This is a genomic window from Clostridium sp. C2-6-12 (assembly GCF_009928485.1).
GTDB lineage: Bacteria > Bacillota > Clostridia > Clostridiales > Clostridiaceae > Clostridium.
Genome location: NZ_JAABNP010000008.1, coordinates 32,063 through 56,552, shown reverse-complemented (window position 1 = coordinate 56,552; position 24,490 = coordinate 32,063). Strand labels below are relative to the sequence as shown.

The 24,490-nt window shown below is 29.9% G+C and carries 25 protein-coding genes; 22 read left to right on the top strand and 3 right to left on the bottom strand.

The features are described 5' to 3' along the window. The first annotated feature begins 114 nt into the window (after positions 1-114). The 16 genes from GXK56_RS08540 (at position 115) to GXK56_RS08465 (ending at position 16,133) form a co-directional block, all read left to right on the top strand. Positions 115-1,872: an ABC transporter ATP-binding protein gene (locus GXK56_RS08540; RefSeq protein WP_160687049.1), complete on the top strand. Its 1,758-nt coding sequence runs from the start codon at positions 115-117 to the stop codon at positions 1,870-1,872. Further along, positions 1,862-3,577 (top strand): ABC transporter ATP-binding protein, encoded by a 1,716-nt coding sequence (locus tag GXK56_RS08535; protein WP_160687048.1) that lies wholly within the window; start codon positions 1,862-1,864, stop codon positions 3,575-3,577. Before GXK56_RS08540 ends, GXK56_RS08535 begins: the two co-directional genes overlap by 11 nt. A 336-nt stretch (positions 3,578-3,913) precedes the next feature. Then, positions 3,914-4,438: a nucleoside deaminase gene (locus tag GXK56_RS08530; RefSeq protein ID WP_160687047.1), complete on the top strand. Its 525-nt coding sequence runs from the start codon at positions 3,914-3,916 to the stop codon at positions 4,436-4,438. Positions 4,439-4,549: 111 nt separating this feature from the next. Continuing rightward, the gene (locus GXK56_RS08525; protein ID WP_160687046.1) at positions 4,550-5,290 is read left to right on the top strand and encodes an HAD family hydrolase; all 741 of its coding nucleotides are present in this window, start codon (positions 4,550-4,552) and stop codon (positions 5,288-5,290) included. A 332-nt stretch (positions 5,291-5,622) separates the two neighbouring features. Beyond that, the gene (gene ric, locus GXK56_RS08520) at positions 5,623-6,333 is read left to right on the top strand and encodes an iron-sulfur cluster repair di-iron protein (RefSeq protein ID WP_160687144.1); all 711 of its coding nucleotides are present in this window, start codon (positions 5,623-5,625) and stop codon (positions 6,331-6,333) included. Positions 6,334-6,778: 445 nt separating this feature from the next. Then, positions 6,779-7,756 (top strand): PTS sugar transporter subunit IIB, encoded by a 978-nt coding sequence (locus GXK56_RS08515; RefSeq protein WP_160687045.1) that lies wholly within the window; start codon positions 6,779-6,781, stop codon positions 7,754-7,756. A gap of 35 nt (positions 7,757-7,791) precedes the next feature. After that, complete coding sequence (locus GXK56_RS08510) at positions 7,792-8,598, top strand: PTS mannose/fructose/sorbose transporter subunit IIC (protein ID WP_160687044.1); 807 nt, start codon at positions 7,792-7,794, stop codon at positions 8,596-8,598. Positions 8,599-8,617: 19 nt separating this feature from the next. Then, the gene (locus GXK56_RS08505; RefSeq protein ID WP_160687043.1) at positions 8,618-9,529 is read left to right on the top strand and encodes a PTS system mannose/fructose/sorbose family transporter subunit IID; all 912 of its coding nucleotides are present in this window, start codon (positions 8,618-8,620) and stop codon (positions 9,527-9,529) included. A 388-nt stretch (positions 9,530-9,917) separates the two neighbouring features. Further along, positions 9,918-10,292, top strand: a complete 375-nt coding sequence (locus GXK56_RS08500; protein ID WP_160687042.1) for a DUF956 family protein — start codon at positions 9,918-9,920, stop codon at positions 10,290-10,292. Between the two features lie 153 nt (positions 10,293-10,445). Beyond that, positions 10,446-10,643, top strand: a complete 198-nt coding sequence (thiS, locus tag GXK56_RS08495) for a sulfur carrier protein ThiS (RefSeq protein ID WP_160687041.1) — start codon at positions 10,446-10,448, stop codon at positions 10,641-10,643. A 1-nt stretch (position 10,644) separates the two neighbouring features. Then, positions 10,645-11,454 (top strand): sulfur carrier protein ThiS adenylyltransferase ThiF, encoded by an 810-nt coding sequence (gene thiF, locus GXK56_RS08490; protein ID WP_160687040.1) that lies wholly within the window; start codon positions 10,645-10,647, stop codon positions 11,452-11,454. 207 nt (positions 11,455-11,661) lie between these two features. After that, positions 11,662-12,438 carry a thiazole synthase gene (locus GXK56_RS08485; RefSeq protein ID WP_160687039.1) on the top strand — a complete coding sequence of 259 codons (777 nt, stop codon included), beginning with the start codon at positions 11,662-11,664 and terminating at the stop codon, positions 12,436-12,438. Positions 12,439-12,449: 11 nt separating this feature from the next. Then, positions 12,450-13,607, top strand: a complete 1,158-nt coding sequence (thiH, locus tag GXK56_RS08480; RefSeq protein ID WP_160687038.1) for a 2-iminoacetate synthase ThiH — start codon at positions 12,450-12,452, stop codon at positions 13,605-13,607. Beyond that, positions 13,600-14,322 carry a thiamine phosphate synthase gene (locus tag GXK56_RS08475; RefSeq protein WP_160687037.1) on the top strand — a complete coding sequence of 241 codons (723 nt, stop codon included), beginning with the start codon at positions 13,600-13,602 and terminating at the stop codon, positions 14,320-14,322. The genes thiH and GXK56_RS08475 overlap by 8 nt, the downstream gene beginning before the upstream one ends. A gap of 316 nt (positions 14,323-14,638) precedes the next feature. After that, the gene (locus GXK56_RS08470) at positions 14,639-15,361 is read left to right on the top strand and encodes a zinc dependent phospholipase C family protein (protein WP_160687036.1); all 723 of its coding nucleotides are present in this window, start codon (positions 14,639-14,641) and stop codon (positions 15,359-15,361) included. A 154-nt stretch (positions 15,362-15,515) separates the two neighbouring features. Beyond that, positions 15,516-16,133 (top strand): hypothetical protein, encoded by a 618-nt coding sequence (locus GXK56_RS08465; protein WP_160687035.1) that lies wholly within the window; start codon positions 15,516-15,518, stop codon positions 16,131-16,133. Positions 16,134-16,285: 152 nt separating this feature from the next. Here GXK56_RS08465 and GXK56_RS08460 read toward each other — a convergent pair whose 3' ends face one another. From GXK56_RS08460 to GXK56_RS08450, 3 genes are read right to left on the bottom strand one after another with little or no spacing between them, the layout of a single operon-like run. After that, positions 16,286-17,071, bottom strand: a complete 786-nt coding sequence (locus GXK56_RS08460) for an ABC-2 family transporter protein (RefSeq protein ID WP_160687034.1) — start codon at positions 17,069-17,071, stop codon at positions 16,286-16,288. Between the two features lie 58 nt (positions 17,072-17,129). Next, positions 17,130-17,933 carry an ABC-2 family transporter protein gene (locus tag GXK56_RS08455; RefSeq protein WP_160687033.1) on the bottom strand — a complete coding sequence of 268 codons (804 nt, stop codon included), beginning with the start codon at positions 17,931-17,933 and terminating at the stop codon, positions 17,130-17,132. Between the two features lie 14 nt (positions 17,934-17,947). After that, positions 17,948-18,919 carry an ATP-binding cassette domain-containing protein gene (locus tag GXK56_RS08450; protein WP_160687032.1) on the bottom strand — a complete coding sequence of 324 codons (972 nt, stop codon included), beginning with the start codon at positions 18,917-18,919 and terminating at the stop codon, positions 17,948-17,950. Between the two features lie 258 nt (positions 18,920-19,177). Here GXK56_RS08450 and GXK56_RS08445 point away from each other — a divergent pair, with 258 nt between their 5' ends. From GXK56_RS08445 to GXK56_RS08420, 6 genes are all read left to right on the top strand, one after another. Then, the gene (locus GXK56_RS08445) at positions 19,178-19,951 is read left to right on the top strand and encodes a class I SAM-dependent methyltransferase (RefSeq protein ID WP_160687143.1); all 774 of its coding nucleotides are present in this window, start codon (positions 19,178-19,180) and stop codon (positions 19,949-19,951) included. 89 nt (positions 19,952-20,040) lie between these two features. Then, positions 20,041-20,991 carry an L-lactate dehydrogenase gene (locus tag GXK56_RS08440; RefSeq protein ID WP_160687031.1) on the top strand — a complete coding sequence of 317 codons (951 nt, stop codon included), beginning with the start codon at positions 20,041-20,043 and terminating at the stop codon, positions 20,989-20,991. Between the two features lie 194 nt (positions 20,992-21,185). Further along, on the top strand, positions 21,186-22,313 hold the full coding sequence (locus tag GXK56_RS08435; RefSeq protein ID WP_160687030.1) for a deaminase domain-containing protein: 1,128 nt from the start codon (positions 21,186-21,188) through the stop codon (positions 22,311-22,313). Between the two features lie 149 nt (positions 22,314-22,462). Beyond that, positions 22,463-23,182, top strand: a complete 720-nt coding sequence (locus GXK56_RS08430) for a DUF434 domain-containing protein (protein WP_160687029.1) — start codon at positions 22,463-22,465, stop codon at positions 23,180-23,182. Between the two features lie 103 nt (positions 23,183-23,285). Beyond that, positions 23,286-23,939, top strand: coding sequence for a leucyl/phenylalanyl-tRNA--protein transferase (gene aat, locus GXK56_RS08425; protein WP_160687028.1), 654 nt, complete (start codon positions 23,286-23,288; stop codon positions 23,937-23,939). Positions 23,940-24,170: 231 nt separating this feature from the next. After that, complete coding sequence (locus GXK56_RS08420) at positions 24,171-24,485, top strand: DUF6442 family protein (protein WP_160687027.1); 315 nt, start codon at positions 24,171-24,173, stop codon at positions 24,483-24,485. The last annotated feature ends 5 nt before the right edge of the window (positions 24,486-24,490 follow it).

Below are 24,490 nucleotides of genomic sequence, written 5' to 3'. Positions count from 1 at the left end.
TATTTGTATCATTCTAATATTGATAAAAATAGAAAAATAAGGTAACATGAGGGAGAAAAACAATGGATATCCTAAAGATTAATGGCATTAATAAATTGCTAGGGGGGAAGCCTATTGGAAAGACAACTTGGAAAGAAAGAATTGATTAAGTTATACTTTTGGACATTAAGTTATTTCAAACCATTTATTTTACTGACCATATTATATGTGTTATGCGGTGGAGGTATGATTCTAGGAGAATTAACAATTCCTCGTCGTATGGGATATTTAATTGACAATGTAATACCATTGAAAAATATGGATCTTTTAAAAAATCAAGTCTTAATATTATGCGGTATCGTTGTTTTAATTTTAATTGTAAAATCAATATTTAATTTACTACAGCAAGTCATATCTAATAAAATAGTTAAAAACCAGCAGACAGATTTAATGGTAAAGTTGCAAAAGCTTGGTTTTTCATATTACGAGAAGGTTCCCACAGGAGAAATATTAGCTCTATTTGAGAATGCTGTTAATGAAACACAGCAGACATACAACTTTTTATTTCCAAATTTCATTTATAGTTTAGCTCAATTTGTAGTACCATCAATTATTTTAATTATGGGACAGCCCATATTCTTTTGGGCAGCAATGATAGGAAATATTGTTTATGTATTTCTTAATCAAACAGCCAATAAAAGGATACAGTATTATCTTGGAATTGAAACAAATGCAGCTCAAGTTTCCCAAAAGTCTTTATATGATGCCATCGAAGCTACAACAGAATTAAAGGCTATGGGAAGCAAAGATTGGTTTATAGATAGGACAATAGAAGATGTTAATAAATTTAGAATTGCTCGTATGTGGTCGACCTTTTGGAGGCATTTTCGTTATACAACAGTTGGTTTAACTTTAACAATTTCTGTTGTTTTGTTTTATTTTTACGGTTTGAATCTAATAGAAAGTGGTAATTTATTACTTGGAGAGCTGGTTGGGTATAGTTTTCTTATGGGACTTTTATCTAGAGGTTTTTCAGTATTCTTTTATATTATTCCTGCTCAATACAATGCATTAAATTATGCTAAGTATTTATACGAATTTTTAAATTTAAAGCCAGATGTAATTGAGGATAGTAATGCTTTAGAAACTCAAATAAATAAATTTGATATAGAATTTAAAAATGTTTCCTTCTCTTATGGAGATAATCTACCAATAATTAATGACATATCCTTTACAATTCCAGCAGGCAAAAAAACTGCAATTGTTGGAGGAAGTGGAAGTGGTAAGTCAACTATTTTAAAATTAATAGGACGATTTTATGATGTTTCTAATGGTGAAATTTTAGTTGGAGGATATGATATTAAGAAATTAAAGTTAGAAAATTTAAGGCGAAATTTTGGTTATGTTTTTCAAGATACATATCTATTCAACATGTCAATTAAAAACAATATTAAATTTGGTAATCCAAATGCAACAGACGAAGAAGTAATTAAGGCTGCTAAAAGAGCCTGTGCACATGAGTTTATTATAGAAACAGAAGACGGCTACGACACCATTCTTGGGGAACGTGGAGTTCGTTTATCTGGTGGTCAAAAGCAGCGTATTTCAATAGCTAGAATGATGCTTAAGGAACCTGAAATTATTTTATTAGATGAAGCAACCTCAGCCCTAGATAATGTTACAGAAGCAGCTATTAAGAAGTCCATAGAGGATTTATCAGCTAGTAAAACAGTTGTTACTGTAGCACATAGGCTTTCTACAATTAGTGAATATGATTCAATTATAGTACTTGATGCAGGTAAAATTGGTGAACAAGGAACTTATGAAGAATTAATGGATACGAAAGGGTTGTTTTATGGGTTAGTAATGGGAGGTGAGCAAAATGAAGTCTAGCATTCAATTTATATTTAAGTATGTAAACAAGAAACCTTGGTTATTATTAGGATATTTCGCAATGTTTTTAGAATGTTTGACACCTGTTATTGCAACTTTATTACAGCGTGATTTAATTGATAAAGTCTTTAGTGAAAAATACTATGAGGAATTTCCTAAAATTCTAGCACTTTATGGAGTTTTCTTCTTTGCTCCTAAATTATTATTTACTGTTAGAAAAGTAACCTTCTTTCATATAGGTTATCACCTTCAAATGTCATTAACAAAGGACTTTTTGAAAAAAATCTATGATCTTCCTACTGCAGTTTTCAATAAAGAACATGTAGGAAATTTATTAAATCAAATTAGAAGTAATATAGCAGATGCTAGTGACTTATCTATTAATCAAATACTTTCAGAATCAGTGAAAAACCTACTCACAATTGCTTTTTTAACATTTTCATTAGCAAATATTAATTATATAATGCTTATTGTTGTAATAGCAGTAGCAGTTATTTATTACGTTTTACTACATAAATTTGGTGAAAAAACGAAACAATTTTCACAAGGAGTTAAAGATGAGAAATCTAATGTTTCAATTACCATTGAGGAGAGTATTTCATCAATCAGAGAAATCGTAGCATATAATCGCCAAAGTTGGCAGCTAAAAAATTATGAACAAAAATTTTTAAATTATTATAAAGCAGTTATAAAGCAAGGTTTATACAAAAACAAAATAATGTTTGTAAGTGATCCTTTTCTTTATGGAACTAAGCTTGTTGCAATTATGTTTGGAGGTATTGGTGTTATATCAAATAATATTTCCTTAGGTGAATTTGTTGCAGGTTTCACTTTTGTTGATTTATTAGTAACAGAACTTGGACAATTATTTGAACAAGCTTTAACTGGTAAAAGGCTTGAAGCTTCTGTTCTCTGTATTCAATCAGTAATGGTAAAGAAAAGTGAAGAGTTTGGTACAGCTCAGTTTAGTGGTGAAATAAAGTCAATAGAATTTAAGAATGTAACCTTTAGCTATTTACCTGACTCAGATCCAGTTATAAATAATCTATCCTTGGAATTTCCAATTGGTAAGAAAATAGCTATTGTTGGAGCAAGTGGTAGCGGAAAATCAACAATAGGACAATTACTACTTCGAATGTATTCGCCTGATAATGGAGAAATTTCTATAAATGGAGTTCCAATCAATAGTTATGGAAAGCAATATTTAGATAAGGTTTCAGTGGTTTTTCAACAACCACATTTTATATCTTCTTCAGTTATAGAAAATCTAGTATTTGATAAAGAATATGAAAAGTCACATATTGAAAATACATGTAAAGAAATGCTGTGTCATGATTTTATTATGGGCTTTCCAAATCAATATGAAACCCAAGTTGGTGAACGTGGAACTGCTTTATCAGGAGGACAAAAGCAGCGTTTGGCACTTACTAGAGCAATTCTAAAAAATTCAGATGTGCTAATCTTAGATGAAGCAACTTCAGCATTAGACACTGAAACGGAATTTTGCGTTCAAAAAAATATTGATAAATTAAGAAAAGGTAAAACAACCATTATCATAGCTCATAGATTATCAACTATTCAAAATGCAGATATTATATATGTATTAGATAAAGGAAAGGTTGTTGCACAAGGTATACATGAGAGCTTAATAACGGATAGTTCTCCATATAGGGAGCTATATGCTTTTCAACAAGCAAATGCTTAAAGATAAACAGCTTACAAACCAGGATAGTAATATATTATAGTTTTCTATGGTAAATAATTGTTATACAAAGGTAAACATGATGAAATAAATAATTGTTGAATCAAAAGGTAGTTTTCTAATTATAATTTAAAGATTTATATGGTATAATTACTATATTATGTAATGAAAGGAAGTGTTTTTATGATAAGCCAAAAGAGCAGTGTATTAAGGGTGGTTTTTGAGTAACACGCCTGAGATATTAATATAACATATATTATCACTTTGCGTGTTATTCTTTTATCCCCATTAAATTGGTTGAGTTTAAAAAGATTAACATATCAAAGGAGAATATCAATAATGAAAAATAATGATTTTAATAAACATGAATTTTATATAAGTAAGTGTCATGAGTTAGCTATAAACGCTGGTAAAAGAGGATATGATTCTTTTGGTGCACTACTTGTGCATAAGGACACTATACTTGAAGTTGCAGAAAATACTTCTAATTATGCTAGGGGACTATTTGGACATGCTGAATTTAATGTAGTTCAGAAATGTGCTAATAAATATTCTGATGAAGTTTTGAAAAATAGTATCCTATATACAAGTTGTGCACCATGTACAAGGTGTTTAATGGCAATTCTCTCATTGGGAATTACCCATATAGTATACAGTGTATCCTATGAGTCATTTGCTAAGTTGCTTCCATTTGAAAGTAAAACACCAGACTATCTGAACATTTTTAAGCAAATGGATATAAATCTAATAATGATAGGACCCATTCTTGAAGATATAGGAATGCACACTTTTGAATATTGGGGCGGAAATTATCGTCCTTTAGAAGAGCTGTTATTAGAATCAGAAAATGAAAGGAATAAATAGCCTATTAGTTTATAAGGGTTATAAAAAATGAGATTGTTTAATTTACAATATTCATTTTGAAACAAGGAGAATTCATATTGCTATGTAGATAAATTGCAATTATTGGAGGATATGATGAGAAAAAGACCTAAAATTATTTTTTTCGATTGGGGTAATACTCTGGTTGTTAATGAGAAAAATGAAAAGTATAATCAAGATTTCGGATTTAAGGCTATACTTGCAAAGGCAATAAGAAATGATGAAAAAATTACATCAGACAAGTTAGTAGCTGAGTATTATGAATATAAAAAAGAACTGCACATTGATACTAGGCAAGGTGCCTTAGACTTGTCTATCGAACTTCCATTTTCAACTATATTGCGTTATTTACTTGAGAAGCATGGTGTATTACTTAGTATATCCTATTTAGAAGCTGCTGAGCTATTTTGGAAACATAGCAATAAGTATATTGCTTGTGATGGAGTACAGGATTTTTTGAACTTTTTAAGTGAACAGAATATTAGAACTGCTATTATTTCAAATAATCTGTTTCAAGAGGAAATAATTAAGCGTAGATTAGATGAAATTCTTCCAGATAATAATATGGAGTTTATTATATCGAGTGCCGATTACGGATTTATTAAACCGAAACAGCATCTATTTAACATTGCTTTACAGAAAGCAAGAAACGTAGCAGCAGATGCATGGCATATTGGAGACGATGTTATCTGTGACTTAAAAGGAGCTAGTGGAGCAGGTATATATCCTGTATGGTACAATCGTTATTATAGTGAACGTGATTTACCAACAAGTGATATGATTTATTTGAAAGCAGAAAACTGGCAAGATATAAAAGACATTTTGAATCAGTAATATTATTTATGGAGGTAATTATCCGAAGAATACGATGAACTAAGTATTATCAACATATAAATTTTTTAAAATATAAAATAATTAAAAAAAGGAATACTTGAAGCAACATAAAGCTTCAAGTATTCCTTTAACATTTTATAGTTGTAGGTATTGACATACAGCAAAACAATTACAAAGCTGATAATGAAAATAATGCAGAATGATTCCATCTCTCCAAAAGGTATAGAAAAATAATTATAGACAAATATTAAAATGTGATTTGAATCAAAGCTTTATTATCCTACTACTAATATAATAAATTCATAAGATAGAACTTAGAGGAGGAATAAATGATGAATACATTTAATAGTAATCAAAAAATTGGAGAGATAGTAACTAAGTTTCCTAATGCTGCTGATATATTTAAAGAATATAAAATTGATTTTTGTTGTGGTGGAGATAGACCATTAATTACAGCCATAAATGAACAAGGGGTTAATGAAGCAGAAATACTAGAAAAAATAAATACTTCATATGATAAATTACAAAATAATCTTTATGCAAATAATAGAAATTGGGTAGAAGCACCTTTGGATGAATTAGTTGATCATATTGTTAATGTGCATCATGCTTATCTTTACGAGAATTTACCTAAAATAAGTGAATTAACAACTAAAATATTGAGAGTACATGGTGGGCATCATCCTGAACTTTCAAAAGTACACAAGTTATTTCATACAATAAAAATGGAATTGGATGCTCATTTAATAGAGGAAGAAACAACTCAATATCCAGCAATTAAGGAGTATTTAAGAAGTATTAATGAAGTTGATTTAGATAAAGCAATAAATATAATTAATCAATTGCAAGACGAGCACACTGGAGCAGGGGATATACTAAAAGAATTAAGAAGAGTGACTAATGATTTTAAAGCTCCATCAGATGGCTGTAATACTTATAAATTAACTTATGTTAAACTTGAGGAAATGGAATCAGATATATTTCAGCATATACATTTAGAAAATAATATATTATTTCCAAGACTTTATGAATTGAAGAAATAAGTTGTTTAGTAAATTCACACCAAATATAAAGTAAAACTTATTAACAAAAAATTAACTGCTTAAATTACTATGATTTAGCAGTTAATTTTAAATTAATAAAAAAAATTTAAAAACAGGTATTGCATAATGTCAAAAAAAGTGCTATCATGAAAACGAAGTCAAGATAGGAACGTTTAATGACAGTTTCTAAGTAGACTTTTATAAAATACTAATATCTAGCATGTTACTGATTCGATCAGGCATAAGCATAGGTAAATAAAATAATTTAATATTTGTTTGTTATATCACATGTTTTGTACGGCCATATACGGTATTATCATGTCTATTTATGATTCAATTTACTGTACAGATATTGTGATGAATTCTAAACATATATTATTTTATTTCGTTTATTAATGCTTATGCCTTTTGTTTTTGTAACAAATAAAAAATAGGAGGTATCAAAATGGTAGGAATTATTCTTGCTAGTCACGGAGAATTTGCTACAGGTATTATGCAATCAGGTAATATGATTTTCGGAGTACAAGAAAACGTAAAAGCTGTTACGCTTATGCCGAGTGAAGGACCTGATGATATTAGAGCGAAAATGCAAGACGCAATCGCAACATTCGACAACCAAGATGAGGTTTTAATCTTTGTTGATCTTTGGGGTGGTACACCATTCAATCAAGCAAATGCTCTATTTGAAGAACACAAAGATAAATGGGCTATAGTATCTGGTATGAATTTACCAATGCTGATTGAAGCTTATGGTGCACGTCTTTCAATGGACTCTGCACATGAAATCGCTGCTTTTATCTTAAATGCAGGTAAAGAAGGAGTTAAAGTTAAGCCTGAAGCGCTAGAACCAGAAGATGCTGGTAAAGCTTCTACTGCTTCAACTGAGAAATCAAATGCAGGTGCGCCTGGATCCTTCGAATATGTTTTAGCTCGTGTAGATTCTCGTTTACTTCATGGGCAAGTAGCAACTGCTTGGACAAAAACTGTAAATCCTACAAGAATTATTGTTGTGTCAGATGCAGTAGCAAAAGATCAACTTCGTAAGAATTTAATAACTCAAGCTTCTCCTCCAGGGGTTAAAGCTCATGTTGTTCCAGTTGATCATATGATTAAACTTGCAAAAGATGATCAGCATTTTGGAGGACAACGTGCAATGCTTCTTTTTGAAAACCCACAGGATGTGCTTAGAGCAGTAGAAGGTGGAATTCCATTAAAGACAATCAATGTTGGTTCAATGGCTCACTCAATAGGAAAAGTTCAGCCAAGCAAAGTTCTTGCTTTTAATCAAGATGATATTGATACATTCAATAAATTAAAAAATGCTGGACTTAACTTTGATGTTCGTAAAGTTCCAAACGATTCAAAAGGAAATATGGACGAAATACTTAAAAAAGCACAAGAAGAATTAAACAAAATAAAATAATCTAATTATTTAGAGAAAAAGGAGGAGTAATAACCATGACTTTAAATATAGTTCAAATTATATTAGTCATTTTTATAGCATTTTTAGCTGGTGTAGAAGGTATCTTGGATGAATTCCAATTCCATCAACCACTAGTAGCTTGTACATTAATCGGTTTAGTTACAGGGAATTTACTACCATGCTTAATCTTAGGTGGTAGCCTTCAACTTATGGCCTTAGGCTGGGCAAATATCGGTGCAGCTGTAGCACCAGATGCTGCGCTTGCAGCTGTTGCATCTGCAATTATTCTAGTTCTTGGAGGGCAAGGTGAAGCAGGAGTTGCTCCAGCAATCGCTATTGCTGTTCCTCTAGCAGTTGCAGGTTTATTATTAACAATTATTTGCCGTACTATTGCTACAGCATTTGTACACTTTATGGATGCTGCTGCTAAAGAAGGAAATATTAAAGCTATTGAAATGTGGCAAATAGCTGCTATTTGTTTACAAGGTATACGTATTGCAATTCCAGCAGGCTTAATTTTAGCAATCGGTGCTGGTCCAATCAGTTCATTACTTGGTGCAATGCCTTCTTGGTTAACAGGTGGTTTAGCAATCGGTGGTGGAATGGTTGTAGCTGTTGGTTATGCAATGGTAATAAACATGATGGCTACAAAAGAAGTATGGCCATTCTTTGCAATAGGTTTTGTATTAGCAACTATTTCACAAATCACACTTATCGGACTTGGTGCAATAGGTGTAGCTGTAGCACTAATTTACTTAGCACTTAGCAAAGTAGGCGGTTCAGGTAATAGTGGAAGCTCAAATACTGGCGATCCTTTAGGGGATCTAATCGATAGATACTAAGAAGGGGGAGGTAACGAAAATGTCAAAAGAATTAAAATTAAGTAAAAGAGACCGTATTTCTGTTTGGTTCCGTTCATTTTTCCTTCAAGGTTCTTGGAACTATGAAAGAATGCAAAATGGTGGTTGGGCATTTGCAATGATCCCAGCAATCAAAAAATTATATAAGACTAAAGAAGATAGAGCTGCTGCTTTAGAACGTCACTTAGAGTTCTTTAATACTCACCCATATGTAGCTTCACCAATTATTGGTGTAACATTAGCCTTAGAAGAAGAACGTGCAAATGGTATGGCAATTGATGATGTAACTATTCAAGGTGTTAAAGTTGGTATGATGGGACCTTTAGCAGGTATTGGAGATCCAGTTTTCTGGTTTACTGTAAGACCAATTTTAGGAGCATTAGGTGCTTCACTTGCTTTAAGTGGTAACATTCTTGGACCAATTATATTTTTCCTTGCTTGGAATCTTATACGTATGGCATTTACATGGTATACACAAGAGTTTGGTTTCAAAGCAGGTTCTCGTATTAGTGATGACTTATCAGGTAATATGCTTCAAGATATTACAAAAGGATCATCAATCCTTGGTATGTTTATATTAGGATCATTAGTTAACAGATGGGTATCTGTTAAATTTGCACCAGTAGTATCATCTGTCAAGTTAAGTGAAGGTGCTTTCATTGATTGGAGCAAACTTCCTCAAGGAGCAGAAGGTATAAAGCAAGCTCTACTGCAACAAGGAGCTGGTATGGCATTAACTGATACTAAGGTTACAACACTACAAAATAACTTAGATTCATTAATTCCTGGACTTACAGGATTATTGATTACATTACTTTGTATGTGGTTACTTAAGAGAAAAGTATCTCCAATTGTGATTATTCTTGGATTATTCGCAATCGGTATTATTTTCCACTTAATTGGTTTAATGTAATTTATTTTAATTAGCCTAGGCTTTTTAGCCTGGGCTTTTGTTAACATCTATAGTGCTAGTATCACTTATAATACTAACTATGGGTTCAGTTTATGAAATACGTGTAACTTTGATAGACTTTTGAACAATTGATATAAATATATAAAAAATATATAATTAAGATAAATATTTATTTCAATTAACAATTAACAACGAATGATGAAGGATCCAAGGAGAAAGTTCATGTTTCCAAATATAAAAGCTCTAAATAGAAAATTCTACTTACCAAATATAAAATTTGGAGCATCATTTTTTGGACATTCACTTTTCCTACGGAATTTCTTTAAATTTAATTATTAGAGATATAATGTTTAGATTACAATATACATAGAGAAAAGAGGTAGGTCGAATGGTTCAATCACTTAATACAAAGGTGGATTTGGTAATTGATGCAACAGCTTTTACTGGACTTTCAGATTATGGTAAAATCATGATTGGTGACAAAGGTTTTGAGTTCTATAATTCTCGTGATTCTCGAAAATTTATACAAATACCTTGGGAAGAAGTTGACTATGTCATTGCATCTGTATTGTTTAAAGGAAAGTGGATTCCAAGATATGCGATACGTACAAAGAAAAATGGTACATATACTTTTTCTTCTAAAGATCCTAAAAAGGTACTTCGTGTTATTCGAAATTATGTGGATCCAGATCACATGGTTAATTCATTAAGTTTTTTTGATGTGGTAAAACGAACAGTAAAGACTTTATTAAAGAAGAATTGATTACTGGAATAAAAACAATATTGACATCATATCCCAATGTTGTTACAATATTAAGCAGAGTGATGACAAAGGTCACACGAAGGGGTACACCACCATGGGTGTAAGTCTTCGTGTGACCTTTTTTGTTGCATCCAAATTTTAGGAGGTGGGGTTATGATATACGTTAATGGCAGTAAAGTAGGCAATGCAGATAATTTAAGCTTAGCTGATTATCTTGTAAGAGAAGGATATAAAATTCCTTTAGTTGCTGTTGAATGTAATGGGGCTATTATACCTAAAGCTCAATACGTAGAAAAAATATTAACTGATGGTGATGTTATTGAAGTTGTAAGTTTTGTAGGAGGTGGCTGATTTGAATATTAAGATTAATGGTAAACCTGTAGTAACTGATTGTTTAACTCTTCATGAGCTACGCAATAGCAATTATAGTAAAGAAACAAATATAATAACTATTTTAAATGGATTTCAAACCTTTGATGATTATGAGCTTAATGAAAATGATGAAGTAAGTTTTATTGAAAAAGGTAAAATGCCGCCACAAGATGAATTTGAAAGCTTAATGTGTGCAAGACATACTCCTCATGTATTTGAAAAAGTTAAAGCTGCCAAAGTAGCAATTGCTGGCCTAGGAGGCTTAGGCTCTAATATAGCAGTAAGTCTTGCAAGAACTGGTGTGGGGCATTTGCACCTAATTGATTTTGATATTGTTGAACCTAGCAACTTAAATCGTCAGCAATATAAGATTAAGCATTTAGGCTTACATAAAACAGAAGCCTTAAAAAACGAAATTGAAGAAATAAATCCATTTATTAAAGTAACTATTGATACTGTAAGAGTTACAGAAGATAATGTACAAGCTTTATTTAAAGAAGATGATATAGTTTGTGAAGCTTTTGATAATCCTACAGCTAAAGCTTTGCTTGTAAATACACTTATTGAGACTTACCCAATGAAAAAAATTGTATCAGCTTCAGGAATGGCAGGCTACGAAAGCAGCAATACAATAGTTACAAAGAAAATAACAGATAATTTTTATTTGTGTGGAGATGGTATAACAGGTGCAATGGTAGGACGAGGGCTAATGGCTCCACGAGTATCCATTTGTGCAGGCCATCAAGCAAATATGGTTTTAAGATTAATACTTGGAATAGATGAAGTATAAAATGTGATATTGACTAAGCTAGAATGACAGTCATCAAAACTAAGTGACAAGACTTGATGACTATCACCACTCTAAGAAATAAAAACTTTTAATTAAATGAACATTAAAGTTGGTGACTGTCAAAATAAGCATAAAGTATATGACTTTATGCAGTACTGGTGCCAGGCGGGCATAAATTAACATTAGAAAATAAAGGAGCATAATAACATGGAAAATAATACAGACAAACTTATTATAGGTGGACATGAATTTGATTCAAGATTTATATTAGGATCAGGAAAATACTCACTAGATTTAATACAAGCCGCTGTTGAAAATGCTGGTGCTGAAATAATTACTTTAGCCTTGCGTCGTGCAAATTTAGGTGGCAGTGCTAATATTTTAGATTATATACCTAAACATGTTACTTTACTTCCAAATACTTCAGGAGCACGTAATGCTGAAGAAGCAGTTCGTATTGCAAGATTAGCTCGTGAAATTGGTTGTGGAGATTTTGTGAAAATCGAAGTTATTCGTGATTCTAAGTATCTTCTTCCAGATAATTATGAAACAATAAAAGCAACTGAAATTCTTGCTAAAGAAGGTTTTGTAGTAATGCCTTATATGTATCCAGATTTAAATGCAGCTAGAGATATGGTAAATGCAGGAGCTGCTGCTATTATGCCCCTTGCATCACCAATTGGTTCAAACAAAGGTTTAAGTACACGTGATTTTATTAAAATATTGGTTGATGAAATTGAACTTCCTATAATTGTTGATGCGGGAATTGGTAGACCATCACAAGCTTGCGAAGCTATGGAAATGGGAGTCGCTGCTGTTATGGCTAATACTGCAATTGCTACTGCAGGTAATATTTCAGCTATGGCTGGAGCTTTTAAAAGTGCAATAATTGCTGGAAGAGCAGCTTATCTTTCAGGTCTTGGACGTGTTCTAGACAAAGGCGCTTCTGCTTCATCACCATTAACAGGATTTCTTGAAGATTAGGAGGGGATTTAATGGAACAACGAGTTAATCATATGGAATATATGCCAGGCATGGAGATACTAGAATCTGATGTTATGGATCAAGTTATTTCTAAAATGGAAGCTTATGATTATGAAAAATATACAACAAATGATGTGCTTTTAGCATTAAGAAAAGATGTATTAGATATTGAAGATTTTGCAGCTTTATTATCTCCAGCAGCTCTTCCTTTACTTGAAGAAATGGCTAAGCGTGCAAAATTAGAAACACGTAAACATTTTGGTAATTCAGTTTATATGTTTACGCCACTTTATATAGCTAATTACTGTGAAAACTACTGTATTTATTGTGGTTTTAACTGTCATAATAAGATTAAACGTGCCAGACTTAACTCTGAAGAAATAGAAAAAGAAATGCAAAACATTGCAAAAAGCGGATTACAAGAAATACTTCTGCTTACTGGTGAAAGCCGTAGCATGTCTGATGTATCTTATATTGGAGAAGCTTGCAAAATAGCTAGAAAATATTTTAATGTGGTTGGTGTTGAAGTATATCCAATGAATTCAGATGAATATGCATATTTACATGAATGTGGAGCAGATTTTGTTACTGTATTCCAAGAAACCTATAATTCAGATAAATATGAAACTCTCCATTTAGCTGGGCATAAACGTATTTTCCCATATCGCTTTAATGCACAGGAAAGAGCTATTCAAGGTGGCATGAGAGGTGTTGGTTTTGCTGCGCTTCTTGGATTAGATGATTTTAGAAAGGATGCCTTTGCAACAGGCCTTCATGCATACCTTCTTCAACGTAAATATCCACATGCTGAAATTGCTCTTTCATGTCCTAGATTACGTCCAATAATAAATAATGATAGAATTAACCCAAAAGATGTACATGAAAAGCAGCTTCTTCAAATAATCACTGCTTATAGAATCTTTTTACCTTTTGCTAACATCACAATATCAACACGTGAATGCGCTCGCTTTCGTGATAATGTAATTGGACTTGCCGCAACTAAGATTTCAGCTGGAGTTTCTGTTGGTATAGGAGGCCATAGTCAGGATGAAGAAACAAAAGGTGATGAGCAATTTGAAATTTCAGATGGAAGGTCAGTAGAAGAAATATCTGATGCAATTACTAACCATGGACTTCAAGTAGTTATGAGTGATTATATATATGTATAAATTATTAGCAATTACTAATCGCAAACTTTGTAGTAACGATTTTTTAGAACAGATCAAAAATATATGCACCTTAAATAAAACCAAAGAACTAATTACAATTAACAATAAAAATATAGAACTAGACGCCTTAAACAATTTTAACATAAAACTAGATTTACTGAACAATAATAACAAAAACACACACATATTGAATAATACAAATAAAGTGATAAGTTCTGTAAGTGTTGTTCTCAGAGAAAAAGACTTATCAGAAAGCGACTATAAAGCTTTAGCGGAAAAGGTACTAAAAGTATGCAAAGAAAATAATACAGAATGCATTTTACATACTTATCATAAGGCATCAAAGGAACTTAATTGTAAAAAGCTTCATGTACCTCTACACGTTTTAAAATCAAATCCTTTTATTTCAAAGGAATTTATTGAAATTGGTGTATCTATTCATTCAGTTGACGAAGCAATAGAAGCTGTTAATTTAGGAGCAACTTACATTACTGCAGGACATATATTTGCGACTAATTGTAAAAAAGATCTTCCTCCAAGAGGTTTAGATTATTTAGCATCTGTATGTAATTCAGTCCAAATTCCTGTTTATGCTATTGGTGGCATTTCTCCTGAAAATGCTCATGAAGCTATTGATGCTGGGGCTGCTGGTATCTGCATTATGTCAGGATTAATGAAATGTAAAGATCCTAAGAAATTATTTAACAGAATATAAATATATAGTGATATAAAAAACTTAGTATTTTGGGACTTAACCCATAACAATCAAAACAATGGTTGTTATGGGTTATTACTTTGCCGTCCATATTCTTAATATTTTTAACTTGAAATGGAATTTTCTTTTATTTGTCATGAATAATTGTCAAATATTTGTTTATAATAATTTAGATTATAGAAATGTTTATTAAATGTCTAGCCACCGAGGTTAAATTGTATCCACTGAGGCTATATTGGAGCCATAAGCTAAATCAAGATACAGATATGGTTTAAACCCAAACTGTATCAAGTTTCACTTGATAGGAATGGTGATTATGAGAATTCTAGAAAAATTATATTCATACATATTAAAAAAGCTTCTGAAAACTATAAATCCTGTAAAGAAGAGAATAATGAAAGCTGAATGTATAGTTCATAAATTTATAAATACTCAATCTTTGATAATATTAAAAAATGATGGACACATAAAAGCTTATTCACTTATGAAAAAATATTTAAATGATATTAATGCTGGAGTAGTTTGGGCTGATCAAGATTTAAAAAGTAATAGTCATTTCTATAACCCAGATAGAAAAAAAGGCTTGTATGGAAGCAGTAATGCAAGAAAAGAATGTATATCATATTATAACAGAGCATTAAATGAGTACTTGCATGGTAATATTAATTGTTCCATGTTTTATTTAGGTGCAGCTTGTCATTTAATTCAAGACTTAACAGTTCCACAGCATGCTAATGTTAAGCTTTTAAATTCTCATAAAAATTATGAGAATTGGGTAATTAAAACTCATAAACATTATGAGGAATTTAAAATTCAAAGAGGAGGACTATATTTTAAGTCCTTAATAAATTATATTGATTACAATAGCAAAAATGCTATATTTATATATACATATTATTCAAGAGAAGAAGATAGACAAATTAGGTATTACAAAATCACTTCAAAGGTTTTAACTATGGCACAAGCAACTACAGCTGGTTTAATGTTTAAGTTTTATAGAGATATACAAAAACCAAGAAATCAAATATCCTATAGGTAGGACATATATTTACTTCTGATTGTAAAAAGACTTTCCTCCAAAAAGATTAGATTTTTAACTGAACTTTATTTGTTTTTTTGCAAATCTTATTTACTCCACCGCATATGAGATATATTATATTAATATAAAATGTTTATTGAAGGAGAAAAATCATATGTTTTTATTTGGTAAGAATAAGTTAAAGATAAAAAGTAAAGAACGCGAAGGCAGGGCCCAAACATTTATAGAATATTATGATATAAAGGAAAAAGAAGCTTTTAAAGAAAAGGTTTTAAAAGAGTTAATGAGCAATAATCTTTGCCTTGGAGTTATCTCTTCAAAGTTATTATATTTAGATAAAACGAAAGATTCAAAAGAAACATTTGATGAAATCATAGATAAACTAGAATCTGCAAAAATAACATACAAAAAAATTGAGATAAGGAAAAACTCAGAAGTGGCTATGTTTGGTTTAACTGTAAAAAAGGGATCCGATAAAAAACATAAGGATTATATTGTTGGATTTGTTGTAAATAAAGATAATTTTAATATGATAGAAAAGTACATAAATAATCTTAATATGTATTACTTTATAGATAATACTGGCCTTAGTGAAGAAGATTTCTTTCATAATCTAGGAAAAAACTATGAGGATTTAGATGAAATAGGCAAAGATTTTTACTTAGAAATTTTTGATAACACTTTTATTAACAAATTAGTTATTTCATCAAAAATTGAGCTAGCTAGGGAAATTAAAGAAATAGCTAATAAGTGCTATTCAGAATTAAATTAAGTTATACCCTCCCATTATAGTAAATGTTTTACAAGGTAACATTTATTATAATGGGAGTGTTTTTATTCCATATGTTTAAAACAAAACTTAATATTTATAATCATAATAAGATATAGATTATGGGTCAAAATCAAACTTTATGATTATTTCTTTTAAGAACTAGCGGAACTATATCTTTTTAATGAAAACCTCCAAAACAATATAGAGCATCCTAAAAAACACCAGCTCAAAGCTATAAAAATAATAAACTCAGATAAATCAATACTCTTCACTACAGCTTTAGTAGTTATTGTTATAATCAATCCATAAGGAAGTATATAGCAAAGAATAAATCTAATAACCCCTTTATAAATATCTACTGGCCTCATAGAAAAATAACATAACATACCATGAACCTTTTCTACAAAATCAGTTTTAATTATCCAAAAGGATAAGCAAGTCATCATAAAATACATACCATATTCAATTAGCAAAGCATGAAAAATAGTAATAATATATAAAATCGTTTTGCTAAATGTAAGATCGATTTTTCCTGACTCTAGAGCATATGCAGCTATAGCTATTCCAGCGAAGGCACTAAATATAGAACCAACCTCAACATTTCTTAAACTTATCATAAATTGAGAGTTGACTGGTTTTGTAATGTAAAAATCTAACATTCCAGTTCTAATAAGCTCAGGTAAATTCATCAAATTAAAATATGGTCCTAAAATCCATATTGAATCTATTATATTAAAAGTTCCTATATAAAAAATCATTTCATATTTTGTCCAGCCGCCTAGGGAATCTACTTGAGAATAAATAACTTGAAGAAATATAAGCTGAATAGCAAAATACGTAAGATTGTTAATAAGGATAAGATAAAAATTTGATCTATAAGCCATTAACTTTATTAGGCTTTGTTTTATAAATACTAGATATAATTTAAAATATCTCATAGGGTAATCCTCCAATGTTTAAATTTAATAAGTCACAGCTATAATTTAAGAAATAATTTTATGCTCCAGTACCTGTATACTTTTTTATTCCTAAGCTCCAAAGAAGTTTAATTGTAATGTATAAAATTCCAATCCACATTATTTGCATAAATAGCCCCATAAAAAACACATCATTTGTTATACCTTTAGTTAATATATTTATAGGAAAGAAAGTACAATACATAAAAGGTAAAACTCCAAATAGATTCACAATAGAGATAGGTAATAAATCAATGGGAAAAACTCTTCCTGATAAGAAATCCAATAAGACATCCTTTAAGAAAAAGAAAGAGGTAACCTCAGTAAGCCAGAATACCAGTAAACTAATAATTACATTTATGAGGAAGTTTAATATTAATGAAAATAAAAGTATTAATGGTAAAAGCAATGATTGTTTAAAAGATATATTAATAGTTATATTTGATGCTTGCATTATAAATAAAGGTACAAAAGTTATTATTACTATAATTAGCTGAATCAATTTTTGAGAAAGGCTTTCTGATAAGTAATAGCCAATGTAATTAATAGGTCTGATAATTAAATTATTTAAAGTTCCATTTTTGATGTCATTTGCAATTTTCCAGCCTATGTCATTGGTATTCATTAAAGTTGTCATTATAAACATAAAGATGTAGTAGGTTATCATTGAATTATAATTGTATCCCTTAACCGTATTACTTGCAGTTGTATCAAAGAATACCTTCCAAAATATTATCTCAGCAATAATTCTAAAAATATCCATTAAAGATGACAATAATAAATTCCACTTGTATGCAAAGGAAATCTGCATATTCATTTTTATTACTTGAACGTATTTTCTCATAGCATATTCCTTTCCTATATAAATAAATTTTCAAAAGTATCATCTAAAGGAACATCTTCAATATTTAAATCATAAAAAAATGAAGTAGAAAATATTTCTCGACCAAACTCTTTAATATTGTCTTTTTTTATTAATAGTTTTGCACTTGTATCTGTTTTATCTATCAATTCGCCATACTGCTCCAATAACTCAAGTGCGTTTTGATTATCAAAAGAAACAGAAACATGTTTATAGTTTAGAGCAGCTGAAGGTAAAGATTTTATTGATCCATCATAAATTATCTTTCCTTTATTAATTGCAATAATTCGGTTACATAGCTCTTCTATGTCCTCAAGATAGTGACTTGTAAGAATTATTGTTATCTTTTTTTCTTTATTAATATATTTAAGGAATTGACGTATTTTACGCCTTGAAGGTACATCTAGACCTATAGTTGGTTCATCTAAAAACAATACTTTGGGACTATGAAGCAAAGAACCCATTATCTCCATTTTCATTCTTTCTCCTAGAGATAGATTACGGAGTGGAACCTTTAATAGATGTTTAACATCCAATAAAGTTGTTAATTCTTCTAGAATTTGATTATAATTTTCTTTAGAAATTTCATAGATTTCCTTTAATAGCTGAAAAGAATCTAAAGGAGGTATGTCCCACCAAAGCTGATTTTTTTGTCCCATAGTAATAGCAAATTGTTTCTTAAAGGAATTTTGCAATTTTTTAGGAGTGAAGCCCATGACTTTTATGTCTCCACTTGAAGGATGTATTATTCCAGATAACATCTTTATAGTAGTTGTCTTACCAGCTCCATTAGGGCCGATAAATCCAATAAAATCTCCTTCATTAATAGAAAAGTTTATATTGTCTACACCAATTTTCTTTTCGTATTTTCTAGATAAAAGAGTTTTAATGCTACCAAGTAATCCAGGTTCCTTTTTTAATATGTCATATACTTTACTTACATTTTTTACAGATATGATTTCATTCATTATTTGCCTCCATGAATTGAACATATTCTCGCGAGTTAATTAAATTCTAACATTATACAAATAAATTACTAGACTTATAATTTCCATTGTGTTACTATGTAGATGGAAGTTTCGATAAAAGTCACTAGATAATATCTGGTGACTTTTTACTTATGCAATTTCAAATTTTAAAGTGATTATATGATTTAATACTTTAGTTTGATTAATGATGAAAATTTTAATATTACTAAAATAATAATAGATGAGGGACATGAAAAGATGGGAATGGATTTAGAAAAATACTATAATAAATTTTGTGAAGACAAAAGATTAACAAGAAGGCATGGTCAAGTGGAATATATAACTTCAATGAAATATATTCATAAGTACCTAGAAAATAATGAAAATGCAAAAATTTTAGATGTTGGCGCAGGCACAGGAAGATATTCTGTAGAATTAGCTAATGAAGGCTATGATGTTACTGCAGTTGAACTTGTAAAGCATAATTTAGGCGTTTTAAAGTCAAAAGGAAGTACAGTAAAAGCCTTTCAAGGAACAGCCTTAGATTTATCAAGATTTCCTGAAAACACTTTTGATATGACATTGGTGTTTGGACCAATGTATCATTTGTATACCTTTGAAGATAAAGTAAAAGCATTGGAAGAAGCTAAAAGAGTTACTAAAATAGGTGGAATCATCTTAGTTGCATATTGTATGAATGAATATAGCATTATAACATATGGTTTTAAAGAAAATAATATTCGTAAATCTATTGAAAGTGGAAAAGTTAGTGAGGATTTTCATGTTATAGCTGAACCAGAAGATTTATATGATTATGTAAGACTTGAAGATATTAATAAAATAAATGAAGCTGCAAAACTTGAAAGAATACAAATAATAGCAGCAGATGGACCAGCTAATTATATGAGACCTGTTTTAAATGCTATGGATGAAGAAACCTTTAAGATTTTTATTGATTATCATTTCACTACCTGTGAAAGGCCTGATTTATTAGGAGCAAGTGCACATACCTTGGATATTTTACGAAAATAATATTAAGATTAGATAGTAATCAAAGTTTATATATAAAGGGATAATATATACTTTAGATTTACAAATTAATTAGTAGAGGATGATATTATATGGCAATTGGAAGAAGTAAAGTAGTAGTTGTTGGAACTGGAGCTGTTGGAGCAGCAGTAGCTTTTGATATGGTAATGAATCATGTTTGTGATGATTTGGTTTTAATTGATATTAACAAAGAAAAAGCCTGGGCTGAAGCAACAGATTTGCAGCACTCTCTTGGATATAGTGGAAATAAGATGAAAGTTAAAGCTGGCGAATATTCAGATTGTACAGATGCTGATATAGTAGTAATTGCTGCTGCATTACCTTATATTACAGGGCAAACAAGATTAGATATGATAGAAAAAGCTGCGGGCATAATGAAAAGCATAGTTCCTGCTATTATGGAAAGTGGTTTTTCAGGAATTTTTGTAGTTATAACAAATCCTGTTGACGTTATGTCCTATTATGTGCAAAAGCTTTCTGGATTACCAGCTAGTAAAGTAATTGGAACTGGAACAGCCTTGGATTCCGCGCGTTTGAAATATCATTTAGCAGATACTATGAATGTTGACCCACAAAGTGTTCATGCTTTGTGTATGGGTGAACATGGAGATTCTCAAATAATTCCGTGGAGTCAAATTACAGTAGGTGGGAAGAAATTTTTAGATATTATTAAAGATAATAAATCTCGCTTACAAAGTTTTGATATTAATTCTGTATCAGAAGACATAAAGATGATTGCATATAGAATTGTAAATGCAAAAGGTGCAACTACCTTTGGAATTGCTGCAACAACAGTTCAAATCATTAAAGCTGTATTACGTGATGAAAACAAAGTTATACCAGTATCCGCAATGCTTAATGGAGAATATGGAGAAAACGGTATATACATAGGAGTTCCTGCTGTATTAAACAGCCAGGGAGTAAAAGAACTAGTTGAATATCATTTAGCTGATGATGAGATGGATGAACTAAAGAAATCCATTGATATTATAAAGACATATAATGAAAAACTTAAATTATAAAACTTTAACTTATTAAATAACAGTTGACTATTTTAATTTTAAATGTATATAATTATTATAGAGTTTATATCGGGAAGGTGCTAGCATCATCCCGATTTTTTCTTATAAGGTAAATTGAAAGTTTTTTGTGAATTTATATACGAGCTAAATAAATAGTTTTACTAATGAGTTACAATAATTATGAAGAGGTATAAATGGAAAAAGTAAATACGACATTAGAAAATAATAAAAAACAACGATTAAAGATTAATAGCATGGATGATTTTAAGAATGCCTTAAAATTAGAAGGTTATAATATAAATAAATTAGATGAAGAAAATTTCAAAAAAGAAATTACAAAAAAATTTGAAGTCCATAGCAATATAGTTGAGGGATTGGATAAATATATTCAAAATACAGATATTACATATAGAGCAAATGATAGTAAAGATTTTATTGACTACATTGAAAAGATGATTTTAATTGAAAATGAACATAAAAAATTATGGAAAAAGATAAGTCATATAAAAAATTTAAACATACATCGTATTGAATACGAGCGTGAACCAAGAATACAAGAAGATGTTGATCATATTTTAAAGATTATAGATGTCATAAAAAATCATATATCAGAAGTAATAAGTGAAGAAGATAATTTAAAATTAAAAGTTTTGGAAAGAGAAATAGATAAGACATATCTTTATTCTAAAGATATTGAGTTATTAAAGAAAATCATATGCTCTGAAGGAAACAGTTTTGAAGAGAATTATAATAATAAAACTCAAATAAAAAGTATATCAATAAAGATGCCTAATCATATAAGTTTTGATTATATTCCTGCCCAAATAGGAACTATAGAATTTCATGACCACATAACCAAAAATATTCCCATAATACAAAGATTAACTAGGAATATAGATAATTACATGAAAGCTGAAGAAAATGCAACGTTTATAATAAATCAAAGCAAAGCCCTTCAAGGTTCAATAAACATAGCTATAGCAGATTATGATAATAGAGAGTTTAAAGCAATAAGCGGCAATAATGATATTGTGGACTTTTGTACTATTCCAGCAAGTGGCACAGAGGCTTTTAAAAGCAATAAAGTTACTAGATTAGGTAAGTTAGGTATAGGTTATGACAGATTTAATGATAGTGAAAAAAAGATATTTGAAGAAATACATAAACAAATAGAGGCTAAGTTATTAAAAAATGAAGGGGAACTTATTTTATATAGTAAGTGGGAACCGTGCCCTAGTTGTTATTATGTAATTAGTCAATTTTGCGAAAAGCATCCTAATATAAAGGTTCAGGTTAAATATAGTAAAAAATATTCTCATTAAAAACGTAGCTATTACTTCTAAAAGGATGGACACTTATAAAAAGAGTAGCTATGCTACAATACGGAACTTTTCTACAATACATAACCTTCCTGAAATATAAAACTGCTTAATAAAAAAGGGCAGAAAACTGCATATGAGGATATAAAATTATGAGTAAAGAAGTTAAAAGAGGATATATTACCACAGACGAAAAAGAATTTAATCATACGAAATTAGAAATTATAAAAAGAGCTCAATCTGATATATTTATGCTTTTAGAAAGAGGCTATTCAATAAAAAGCGCATCCACCTTTGTAGGTAATCACTATTTATTATCTGAGAGGCAAAGGTTAGCTATTGTTAGAGCAACCTCTACATCAATAGATATAGAAAAACGTAAAAATAAATTAATTAACAGTGATTTTGAAGGTAAAAAAGTTAACGTAGATGGTTTAAATCTTATTATTACCTTAGAAGTTGCCTTATCTGAATCCTTAGTGTTAAAGTGCATGGATGGAACAATAAGAGATATGGCAGGTCTTAGAGGTACATATAAGCTTATTGATAAGACTGATATTGCATTACAACTAATTGTTGAAAAATTGGCTCAAATGAAAATATCAGAAGTGACCTTTTATTTAGATGCCCCTGTATCAAATACAGGAAGGTTGAAACAAAGAATATTTGAAATTTTAAGTGTATATTCCCATGACTATGAAGTTAATGTTGAACTAGTTAGTAATCCAGATGTTATATTAGAAACTAAAGGTTACGTAATAACAAGTGATGCAATTATATTAAATAAGTGCGAAAGCTGGATCAATCTTGCTTATGATATTATTCAAGAAAAGTTACCTCAATTCAAACATATAGATTTAAGCATTATATAAGTACTATTTACAACTAAAATACATGAGTAATTATGTAAAAGAATAATTCGAAATATGTTAAAATATAGAGTAGATATAATTAACATATAAGGAAGTGAAAATAATGTCAGTTTTTAAATTACCAAAAGAAGTTATCTTTCCAGACCCTGAACTTTCTGATGAAGATGGACTTTTGGCAATTGGAGGAGATTTATCTTTAGAAAGGTTAATCTTAGCTTATTGTAATGGAATATTTCCTTGGTATAATAAAGGTGAACCAATTCTCTGGTGGTGTCCTAAACCAAGATTTATAATAGATCCTAATGAAATTAAAGTTTCTAAATCCATGAAAAAAATTATTAAAAGAAATGAATTTAAAGTAAAGTTTAATACTGATTTTGAGGGAGTAATAAATAATTGTAAAACCTTAAGGGAAAACAATATAGGTACATGGATTACTGATGAAATGAAAGAAGCCTATATTAACCTTTTTAATCATGGTTATGCAATGAGTGCAGAAACATATGTTAACGAAGAATTAGTAGGTGGATTATATGGAGTTAAAATAGGAAAATGTTTTTTTGGTGAAAGCATGTTTTCAAAAACTAGCAATGGATCTAAGATAGCATTGATTAAGCTTGCAGAGAAATTAGCAAGTGAAGGCTTTATATTTATAGACTGTCAAATGCATACAGATCATTTAGAAAGCATGGGCGGGAAATTTATAGAATGGGATATCTTTAAAGAGCTACTTCATAAAGGAATAATAGAAAATTAACTTACCAAAATTAATATCTTTTTTTATCAAGACATGAAATATAATGCTTATTAGTGTTATATTTCATGTCTTGATTTTTATTAAGTTTTTTATTAGAATTTTGTTTTTTGTTTTAGAGTTGAGTGGTTTGATTATGTAATGACAAGTTTACGCGACCTTATGACAAGTTTGTTTGACATATTGGTAAAAATTATGATATATTGTATTTGAATTATGGAGGAGTGATATAGGATGAATAAAGAAGAAATATTAGAAAGGAATAGAAGGTTTAGCAAAAACGTTGAAGATGAAAGAGAAGAGTATATCAACGGAAAAGCAGGCATTAATGCCAAAATTACTTTTACTTTAGTAGTTGTGATGATTACAGTGTATAAACTTTATAAGAATATTCCTAGTGGTGATATTTGGAGTATATTTATGACCTATTGTGCAACAGAATCATTATATAAATATTATTACCTTAGAGATAAAAAAATTTTATTCTGCGGTATATTTTTCATTATTGCAGCCATATGTGGCCTTTTTGCATTTATAATTTTAACTTAAAAGTA

Excerpts from the sequence above, each read along its gene's own strand:
- GXK56_RS08435 (WP_160687030.1), top strand. The coding sequence starts at position 21,186 with ATGGAAAAAGTAAATACGACATTAGAAAATAATAAAAAACAACGATTA.
- GXK56_RS08500 (WP_160687042.1), top strand. The coding sequence starts at position 9,918 with ATGGTTCAATCACTTAATACAAAGGTGGATTTGGTAATTGATGCAACA.
- ric (WP_160687144.1), top strand. The coding sequence starts at position 5,623 with ATGAATACATTTAATAGTAATCAAAAAATTGGAGAGATAGTAACTAAG.
- aat (WP_160687028.1), top strand. The coding sequence starts at position 23,286 with ATGTCAGTTTTTAAATTACCAAAAGAAGTTATCTTTCCAGACCCTGAA.
- GXK56_RS08450 (WP_160687032.1), bottom strand. The coding sequence starts at position 18,919 with ATGAATGAAATCATATCTGTAAAAAATGTAAGTAAAGTATATGACATA.
- GXK56_RS08510 (WP_160687044.1), top strand. The coding sequence starts at position 7,792 with ATGACTTTAAATATAGTTCAAATTATATTAGTCATTTTTATAGCATTT.
- GXK56_RS08505 (WP_160687043.1), top strand. The coding sequence starts at position 8,618 with ATGTCAAAAGAATTAAAATTAAGTAAAAGAGACCGTATTTCTGTTTGG.
- thiH (WP_160687038.1), top strand. The coding sequence starts at position 12,450 with ATGGAACAACGAGTTAATCATATGGAATATATGCCAGGCATGGAGATA.
- GXK56_RS08525 (WP_160687046.1), top strand. The coding sequence starts at position 4,550 with ATGATGAGAAAAAGACCTAAAATTATTTTTTTCGATTGGGGTAATACT.
- GXK56_RS08460 (WP_160687034.1), bottom strand. The coding sequence starts at position 17,071 with ATGAGATATTTTAAATTATATCTAGTATTTATAAAACAAAGCCTAATA.
- GXK56_RS08515 (WP_160687045.1), top strand. The coding sequence starts at position 6,779 with ATGGTAGGAATTATTCTTGCTAGTCACGGAGAATTTGCTACAGGTATT.
- GXK56_RS08470 (WP_160687036.1), top strand. The coding sequence starts at position 14,639 with ATGAGAATTCTAGAAAAATTATATTCATACATATTAAAAAAGCTTCTG.
- GXK56_RS08430 (WP_160687029.1), top strand. The coding sequence starts at position 22,463 with ATGAGTAAAGAAGTTAAAAGAGGATATATTACCACAGACGAAAAAGAA.
- thiS (WP_160687041.1), top strand. The coding sequence starts at position 10,446 with ATGATATACGTTAATGGCAGTAAAGTAGGCAATGCAGATAATTTAAGC.
- GXK56_RS08465 (WP_160687035.1), top strand. The coding sequence starts at position 15,516 with ATGTTTTTATTTGGTAAGAATAAGTTAAAGATAAAAAGTAAAGAACGC.
- GXK56_RS08445 (WP_160687143.1), top strand. The coding sequence starts at position 19,178 with ATGGGAATGGATTTAGAAAAATACTATAATAAATTTTGTGAAGACAAA.
- GXK56_RS08475 (WP_160687037.1), top strand. The coding sequence starts at position 13,600 with ATGTATAAATTATTAGCAATTACTAATCGCAAACTTTGTAGTAACGAT.
- GXK56_RS08485 (WP_160687039.1), top strand. The coding sequence starts at position 11,662 with ATGGAAAATAATACAGACAAACTTATTATAGGTGGACATGAATTTGAT.
- GXK56_RS08535 (WP_160687048.1), top strand. The coding sequence starts at position 1,862 with ATGAAGTCTAGCATTCAATTTATATTTAAGTATGTAAACAAGAAACCT.
- GXK56_RS08530 (WP_160687047.1), top strand. The coding sequence starts at position 3,914 with ATGAAAAATAATGATTTTAATAAACATGAATTTTATATAAGTAAGTGT.
- GXK56_RS08440 (WP_160687031.1), top strand. The coding sequence starts at position 20,041 with ATGGCAATTGGAAGAAGTAAAGTAGTAGTTGTTGGAACTGGAGCTGTT.
- GXK56_RS08420 (WP_160687027.1), top strand. The coding sequence starts at position 24,171 with ATGAATAAAGAAGAAATATTAGAAAGGAATAGAAGGTTTAGCAAAAAC.
- GXK56_RS08455 (WP_160687033.1), bottom strand. The coding sequence starts at position 17,933 with ATGAGAAAATACGTTCAAGTAATAAAAATGAATATGCAGATTTCCTTT.